We start from the raw sequence: 6,883 nt of genomic DNA on the forward strand, positions 1-6,883 counted from the left end.
CCGCCATGCCACGGCGCTTCGCGTCCTTCAGATCGGCGGGCGGCTTGCCGGACGCCGTGGCGACGGCATCCGTCAGGGTCGTGCGCATCGCGTCGTAGAGCCGGTCGACCTCGTCGTCGGCAAGACCGGCCGCCAGGGCGTAGGGCGACATGCGCGCGGCGTGCAGGATCTCGTCAGAGTACGCGTTGCCGATGCCGGCGACGATCGACTGGTCGCGCAGCACGCCCTTGATCTGGGTGCGCCGACCGGCCAGAAGGCCGGCGAGTGCATCCCGCGTGAACTCCTCCGCGAGCGGGTCGGGACCGAGGCGGGCGATACCGGGGACATCTTGTGGGTCGCGAGCGACGTAGACGGCGAGCGATTTCTTGGTGCCGGCCTCGGTCAGGTCGAATCCGGCGCCGTCGCCGAGGCGCACGCGCAGCGCGATCGGCGTCTTGCCCGGTCGGATCACCGTGTCGGGAACCGTCTCGTACCAGCGCAGCCAACCGGCCTTGGCGAGATGGAAGATGAGATGGATGCCGGCATCCGTCGCCAGGTCGACGAACTTGCCGTGGCGCCGGGCTTCACTGATGCGGCCCCCGACGAGGCCGTCGATGGGCGGGTCGTAGGTCTTGAGCGCCGCGATGTGGGCGACCGTCACCTTCGTGATGGTGCGTCCCGTCGCGCGCTCGGCGAGGAAGTCGACGAGACCTTGCACCTCCGGCATCTCGGGCATGGCCTCATCCTGCCACTGCGCCCCGACACCGCGTCAGGGGTCAGCCGGCGGCGGGCCACACCTGTGGGGCGCGCTCATCGTCGGCGAGCAAGCCCGCGATGAGGCCGTCGGCGCGCACGCCGGCTCCGTTGACGAGAGCGGAGCGTACCCGGCCCTCGTAGCGGAATCCGAGTCGCTGCGCGACGCGGTGCGATGCGGGATTGTCGACCACGGCGCGCCACTCGATCCGTTGCAATCCCAGTCCGTCCGAAGAAAAGCCCCAGTCGATCACCCTCTGCGCCGCCTCCACGACCAGTCCCCGACCGCGCGCGGCGGGCGTCATCCAGTAGCCCAGTTCGCCGGATCCCTGGCCGAGGCGATGCAGGCCCATCATGCCGGCGAGCATGCCGTCGTGGCGCAGCGCCCAGGTCGCCTCCGTCTCGGCATCCCACCAGCCCGCGACTTTGTCGACGAACCCCTCGGCGTGCGCGCGCTCGTACGGCGACGGCACCGTCGTGAAGCGCTGGATCAGCTCGTCCTGGCAGGCGGCGTAAATCGCGTCGACGTCGTTCTCGGTCGGCAGCGAGAGCTCGAGTCGCGCCGTCCGCAGGGTCACCGGTTGCATGCCGCGAGCCTATCCGCCCGCGCGCGGTCTCCTGCCCGCCTGCCCGGGCGTGTACGGGTACGGGGACGGCCCGCGCCCGCAGCGGCTCGCGCCGACCCCGACGACGGCTCTCGCGATCCGTATTCAGTCTCGGAGGGATGTCACCTCCGCACGCGCCGCGAGTTGTTGCGGTCGCTCGAGTGCGACCCGGCGGCGGAGACTGAATACGGAACGCCCCTATTGCGGCATCCGTCACCGCCAGAACGCGCAGACATCCTCCCCACCTGCTGCCCGCCGCGGACTGTCCACTGATTGTCAGGGGCGGCTGCTTTCCGACCGTGCTATGACAAGGCTGGCGCGATGTTCGATGTGTGGACGCGGGCCGAGTTGCGCGCGACAGGGATGACGAGCCGCGCGATCCGCGCGAGCCTCGACAGCGGTCAGCTCGTCCGCGCAAGGAAGGGACACTACGTCCGCGGAGACGCGCCGGAGGCGCTGCGCAAAGCCGCGCACGTCGGGGGTCGGCTGGGCTGTCTCTCGCTCTTGTCCGAGTGTGGCGTGTTCGTTGCCGACTCGACCAGACTTCACGTCCATATGGAGCGCGGCGACAGCCGTATGCGTCCGGTCGTCGGGGGCGGTGCCTTGGGCCCGGCGGCGCAGCGCCGCGACCTGGTCCTGCACTGGCACGCCTTGACCGAACCGCCGACATCGGGTGCGGTCGACATCGTGGATGCTCTGTCGCACGCGATCCGCTGTCAGGAGGCGCGGTTCGCGGTGGCGACGTTGGATAGTGCCATCCACCTCGGCATAGTCGCGGTCGATCAGCTCGACCAGGTCTTCGGCGCGGTCCCGGCGCGTTTCAGGGCTATCCGGCCCTTCATCGACAGCCGTGCGGAAGCGGGAACGGAGACACTCGTGCGGCTCCTGCTTCGCCGGTGGGGCTGTGACGTCGATCTGCAGGTCAGCATCGACGGCGTCGGTCGTGTGGATCTGCTGGTGAACGGATGGCTGATCATCGAGTGCGACAGCAAGCAGTTCCACAGCGACTGGAATCAGCAGCGTGTCGACTACCAACGCGACCGCGCGCTCGCGGCGCTCGGATTCACCGTGCTCAGGCTGACGGCGGAGGACATCCTGTACCGGTTCGAGGACGTCGCCAGTGCGCTGCGCGGTCTGATCTTCGCCAATCGTCGCGGCTGACCGCTTCCACCGCGCGGCGCCCCAGCCGCTCCGACCGTTCGGGTGCGCGGGGCGGTCTCGCCGCGCGGTCGGTATTCAGTCTGCCGCCTCGTCGCACTCTCGCACCTCGCAGACATCCGCCGGGTGCAACGCCCGGCGGATGCATCAGAGACTGAATACGGAACACCGGCGGCGTCGGACGCGCAGGAGCGTCGTGCGATGCGGGCTGGACGGGATCGCGGCGTGGACGGTGCAGCCCGGGTCGCCATATTCAGTCTGCGACGATTGTTGCGAGCGTGACGTGCGCGGAACATCGCAGTCTCGGAAAGCTCGACCACCATGCAGACTGAGTACGGGACCGTGGGCAAGCCTCGCGGCAACCGCAACCCGCGACGGTTGTCAGCGGCGGCGGAGGAGTCCGACCTTCGCGTACACGTCGGCGAGGGTCGCATCCGCGACCTCGGCGGCGCGGTCGGCGTTGGCGGCGAGCACGCGGTCGAGTTCGGCGGGATCATCGAGCAGCTCGAGTGCCCGCGCGCGGACGGGCCCGAACTCGTTCACGACCACCTCTGCGAGCCCCTTCTTGAAGTCGCCGTAGCCGCGACCCGCGTACTCGTCCTCGATCGAGGGGATCTGGCGTCCGGTGAGGGCCGCATAGATCACCAGCAGGTTGGAGACGCCGGGCTTGTTCTCCTTGTCGTAGCGGACCACGCCCTCGCTGTCGGTGACGGCACGCATGATCTTCTTCGCCGACACGGCCGGGTCATCCAGCATCCACAGCACCCCGGCATCCGACTCGGCCGACTTGCTCATCTTGGCGGTGGGGTTCTGCAGGTCGTAGATGCGGGCCGTTTCCTGCTGGATCACCGGCATGGGCATGCGGAAGGTCTGGCCGTAGCGGGAGTTGAAGCGCTCTGCGAGGTCGCGGGTGAGTTCGACGTGCTGCTTCTGATCGTCGCCGACCGGGACGATGTCGGTCTGATAGAGCAGGATGTCAGCGGCCATCAGCACCGGGTACGTGAACAGACCGACGTTCGTCTGGTCGGCGCCGTACCGCGCCGACTTGTCCTTGAACTGCGTCATGCGGTTCGCCTCACCGAATCCGGTGATGGTCGAGAGCACCCAGGCGAGCTCGGCGTGGGCGCGCACGTGCGACTGCACGTACAGCGTCGACTTCGACGGTTCGATGCCGGCGGCGATGTACTGCGCCGCCGTGCGCCGGGTCTTCTCCCGCAGCTCCGCCGGATCGTTCGGCTGGGTCAGAGCGTGCAGATCGACGACGGAGAAGAACGCCTGGTACTCCTCCTGCAGGTCACGCCACTGCAGCAGGGCCCCGATGTAGTTGCCGATCTGGAGGGAGTCGGCGGAGGGCTGCATTCCGGAGTAGAGGCGGGGCCTGGTCATCGTCCCAGTCTAGAGAACGGATGCCGGGGTCCCGCCGCCCGCCGGGGCCGACAGCTCCGCCGGACAGTTCAGAACGCGTAGTCGGCGACCACGGGAGCGTGATCGCTCCACCGCGTGTCCCAGGAGGGCGCACGCACGACGCGATAGTCGACCACGCGTTCCGCGAGTGCAAACGAGGCGAGGTGGTAGTCGATGCGCCAGCCCGTATCGGTGTCGAACGCCTTGCCGCGGTTCGACCACCACGAGTAGGGGCCGTCGACCTCACCCGCCCACCGGCGTCCCACGTCGACCCAGCCGAGCCCCGTGCCGGTGGTGCCGTCCGTGCCGACGACCTGTTCGCCTTCGGGGCCCGTGAAGCGGTCGAAGTACGCGCGCTCGCGGGGCAGGAAGCCCGCCTTCTTGACGTTGCCCCGCCAATTGCGGATGTCGAGTTCGCGGTGACCCACGTTGAGGTCGCCCGTGATGAGGGCCAACTCGCCGAGCTTCGGCATCCGGGATTCCATCGCGTCGAGGAACGCGTATTTGGCCACCTGCTTCTCGGTGTCGGCTTCGCCGGTGTGGACATACGCGCTGACGATCGTCACCTTCTCGCCGGCGACGTCGATGTCGGCTTCGACCCAACGTCCGCGGGAATCGAGGGTGTCGTCGCCGAGTTCGATGCGCCAGATGTCGATCGGCTCGCGAGCCGCGATCGCGACACCGGCGCGACCCTTCGCCAGCGCTTCGTCGTTGACGATGTGCCACCCGGGCAGAGCGTCGGCGAGGTGCGTCGCCTCTCCGCGCACCTCCTGCAGAGTCAGCACGTCGACGTCGGCCGTCTCGAGCCACGGGAGCATGCCCTTCCGGGCGGCGGCACGGATGCCGTTGACATTGACGGAGGCGACGCGCAGGTTTCGGGGCACCCGTCAACCCTAACGAGCGCCGCCGACACGCGACGCGCCTCCGCGGCCCTCAGCCGAGGAGGCCGCGCGGGGGCGAGGGAGCGTCGGCCTCGACCCGCGCGAGGTCGTCTTCGGCGCGCCGGAGCTCACGCGTCTCGTGCCAACGCCGCCACCAGGGTGCTTCGGCGCGCGCGAGATGGGCGTCGCGCACGCGCACCCGCGCGGCGATCAGCAATGCGGCGTGCTCGCGACGCCGCTGCTCGTCCGCCGACAACTGCTCGATGGGCACGTCCGCGTCCTGCGCCGTGAGGGCGACCCATGACGCCGCGACGAGGATCACGATGCCCACCAAACGAAACCAGAGCAGGAACCCGACGAAGACCGAGAACGTCGCCAGCAGCGGGTTGGAGGGGGAGTAGGAGAGGAGGATTCCAGCCCCGTACTGGAGGACCACCATCGCGGCGCCGCCGAGTGCGGCGCCGGGGAGGATCAGCCGCCACCGTAACGAGGTTCCGGTGAGGAAGCGGATCAGCGCCCCGATGGCAGCGGTGTTGATCGCGAAGGCGACCGCCCCCGAGGCGATGCGGCCCGTCACCCACACCCAGTCCGAGTAGTCCGGCCACGGGAACAGCTGGAACAGCAGCTCGATCGCACCCGCAGCGACGCTGGCGAGGATCGCGCCGATCACCAGCGCCAGTCCGAACAGGGCGGCCGCGAAGAAGTCCCTGGCCTTCAACAGCACGTAACTGCGGGTGTCGAACGGCAACCCGAAGATGTCGCGCACGGCGCGCCGGGTGAACGTGACGAAGCCGATCGCCGTCCACAGCGCGGCGATGAACGCCACGGCACCCGTGACAGCGAGCACACTCGCCGACTCCTGCGCGATCTGGGCGACGTCGGCTTCGCTCACCAGCCCCTGGCCATCCTCGCGCCCGATGAGGCCCGGGATGTAGAGGTTGAGGATATGGATGAGTCCGGCGATGGCCTGAGTGCTGCCCCCGAGCCAGATGCCCACGATCGCGAAGCCGAAGTAGATCACGGCGAAGATCGCGAACAGGGACTGGTAGCTGATGGCCGCGGCGAGCAGGAACCCGTTGGCGCGCAGGAAATGACGCCATACGCGGATCGGGAACCACCCGAGCGTCTTGCGCGTGATCTCCGTCGCGCGCTCGATCGGCTCGTCCAGGCGCTCCCGCAGGGGCGACTGCTCCCAGCGCGCACGCCACGCGGCATCCGCGCGTTCTGACGAATCCGTCACCAGATCAGCGTAGCGAGAGCGGATGCCGGGGCCGTTACGGTCCCGGCATCCGCTCTGCTGGTCGGTGGCCGGCGGACTCAGCGACCGCCGCGCATGACGGCCTGCTTGACCTCGGCGATCGCCTTGGTGACCTCGATGCCGCGGGGGCATGCCTCGGTGCAGTTGAAGGTCGTGCGGCAGCGCCACACGCCTTCCTTGTCGTTGAGGATGTCCAGGCGCGTGGTCGCCGCGTCATCGCGCGAGTCGAAGATGAACCGGTGCGCGTTGACGATCGCGGCGGGGCCGAAGTACTGGCCGTCGGTCCAGAACACCGGGCACGACGAGGTGCACGCGGCGCACAGGATGCACTTGGTGGTGTCGTCGAAGATCTCGCGGTCGACGATCGACTGGATGCGCTCCTTGCCGGCCTCGGGCTTGCTGTTGGCGATGAGGAACGGCTGCACCTCGCGGTACGACGCGAAGAACGGCTCCATGTCGACGACGAGGTCCTTCTCCAGAGGCAAGCCCTTGATGGCCTCCACGTAGATCGGCTTCGAGATGTCGAGGTCCTTGATCAGCGTCTTGCAAGCGAGGCGGTTGCGGCCGTTGATGCGCATCGCGTCGGAGCCGCAGATGCCGTGGGCGCACGAGCGACGGAAGGTGAGCGAGCCGTCGACCTCCCACTTGATCTTGTGCAGCGCGTCGAGCACGCGGTCGGTCGGGTACATCTCGACGTCGTAGTCGACCCGGCGCGGCTCGCTGTCGGTCTCCGGGTCGAAACGGCGGATGATGAAGGTGACGAGGTACGACTGGATGCCGGTGTCCTCCGCGACGGTGGGCGCTTCGGTGACGAGGGTCATCAGTACTTCCTCTCCATCGGCGGG

7 protein-coding genes are annotated in these 6,883 nt (G+C 68.6%); 1 reads left to right on the forward strand and 6 read right to left on the reverse strand.

From position 1 onward, the window contains the following. The coding region (locus tag AS96_RS08455; RefSeq protein ID WP_036288338.1) for a DNA-formamidopyrimidine glycosylase family protein at positions 1 to 715 on the reverse strand (715 nt) is incomplete at its 3' end. Between the two features lie 40 nt (positions 716 to 755). Further along, positions 756 to 1,319 (reverse strand): GNAT family N-acetyltransferase, encoded by a 564-nt coding sequence (locus tag AS96_RS08460; protein WP_036288341.1) that lies wholly within the window; start codon positions 1,317 to 1,319, stop codon positions 756 to 758. Between the two features lie 573 nt (positions 1,320 to 1,892). Here AS96_RS08460 and AS96_RS08465 point away from each other — a divergent pair. Continuing rightward, the gene (locus tag AS96_RS08465) at positions 1,893 to 2,498 is read left to right on the forward strand and encodes an endonuclease domain-containing protein (protein WP_231477183.1); all 606 of its coding nucleotides are present in this window, start codon (positions 1,893 to 1,895) and stop codon (positions 2,496 to 2,498) included. A gap of 378 nt (positions 2,499 to 2,876) precedes the next feature. On the opposite strand, the gene trpS is transcribed toward AS96_RS08465, so the two are convergent. The 4 genes from trpS to AS96_RS08485 all read right to left on the reverse strand — a co-directional run bounded on the left by trpS (position 2,877) and on the right by AS96_RS08485 (position 6,859). After that, a complete protein-coding gene (gene trpS / locus AS96_RS08470) occupies positions 2,877 to 3,881 on the reverse strand; it encodes a tryptophan--tRNA ligase (protein WP_081768011.1) in 1,005 nt (334 codons plus the stop codon). A gap of 68 nt (positions 3,882 to 3,949) precedes the next feature. Next, the gene (locus tag AS96_RS08475; RefSeq protein ID WP_036288350.1) at positions 3,950 to 4,783 is read right to left on the reverse strand and encodes an exodeoxyribonuclease III; all 834 of its coding nucleotides are present in this window, start codon (positions 4,781 to 4,783) and stop codon (positions 3,950 to 3,952) included. A gap of 49 nt (positions 4,784 to 4,832) precedes the next feature. Further along, on the reverse strand, positions 4,833 to 6,020 hold the full coding sequence (locus AS96_RS08480) for a YihY/virulence factor BrkB family protein (protein ID WP_036288353.1): 1,188 nt from the start codon (positions 6,018 to 6,020) through the stop codon (positions 4,833 to 4,835). A 77-nt stretch (positions 6,021 to 6,097) separates the two neighbouring features. Continuing rightward, the gene (locus AS96_RS08485; protein WP_036288356.1) at positions 6,098 to 6,859 is read right to left on the reverse strand and encodes a succinate dehydrogenase iron-sulfur subunit; all 762 of its coding nucleotides are present in this window, start codon (positions 6,857 to 6,859) and stop codon (positions 6,098 to 6,100) included. Between the last annotated feature and the right edge of the window lie 24 nt (positions 6,860 to 6,883).

This window comes from Microbacterium sp. MRS-1, assembly GCF_000585455.1.
In the GTDB taxonomy this organism is placed as follows: domain Bacteria; phylum Actinomycetota; class Actinomycetes; order Actinomycetales; family Microbacteriaceae; genus Microbacterium; species Microbacterium laevaniformans.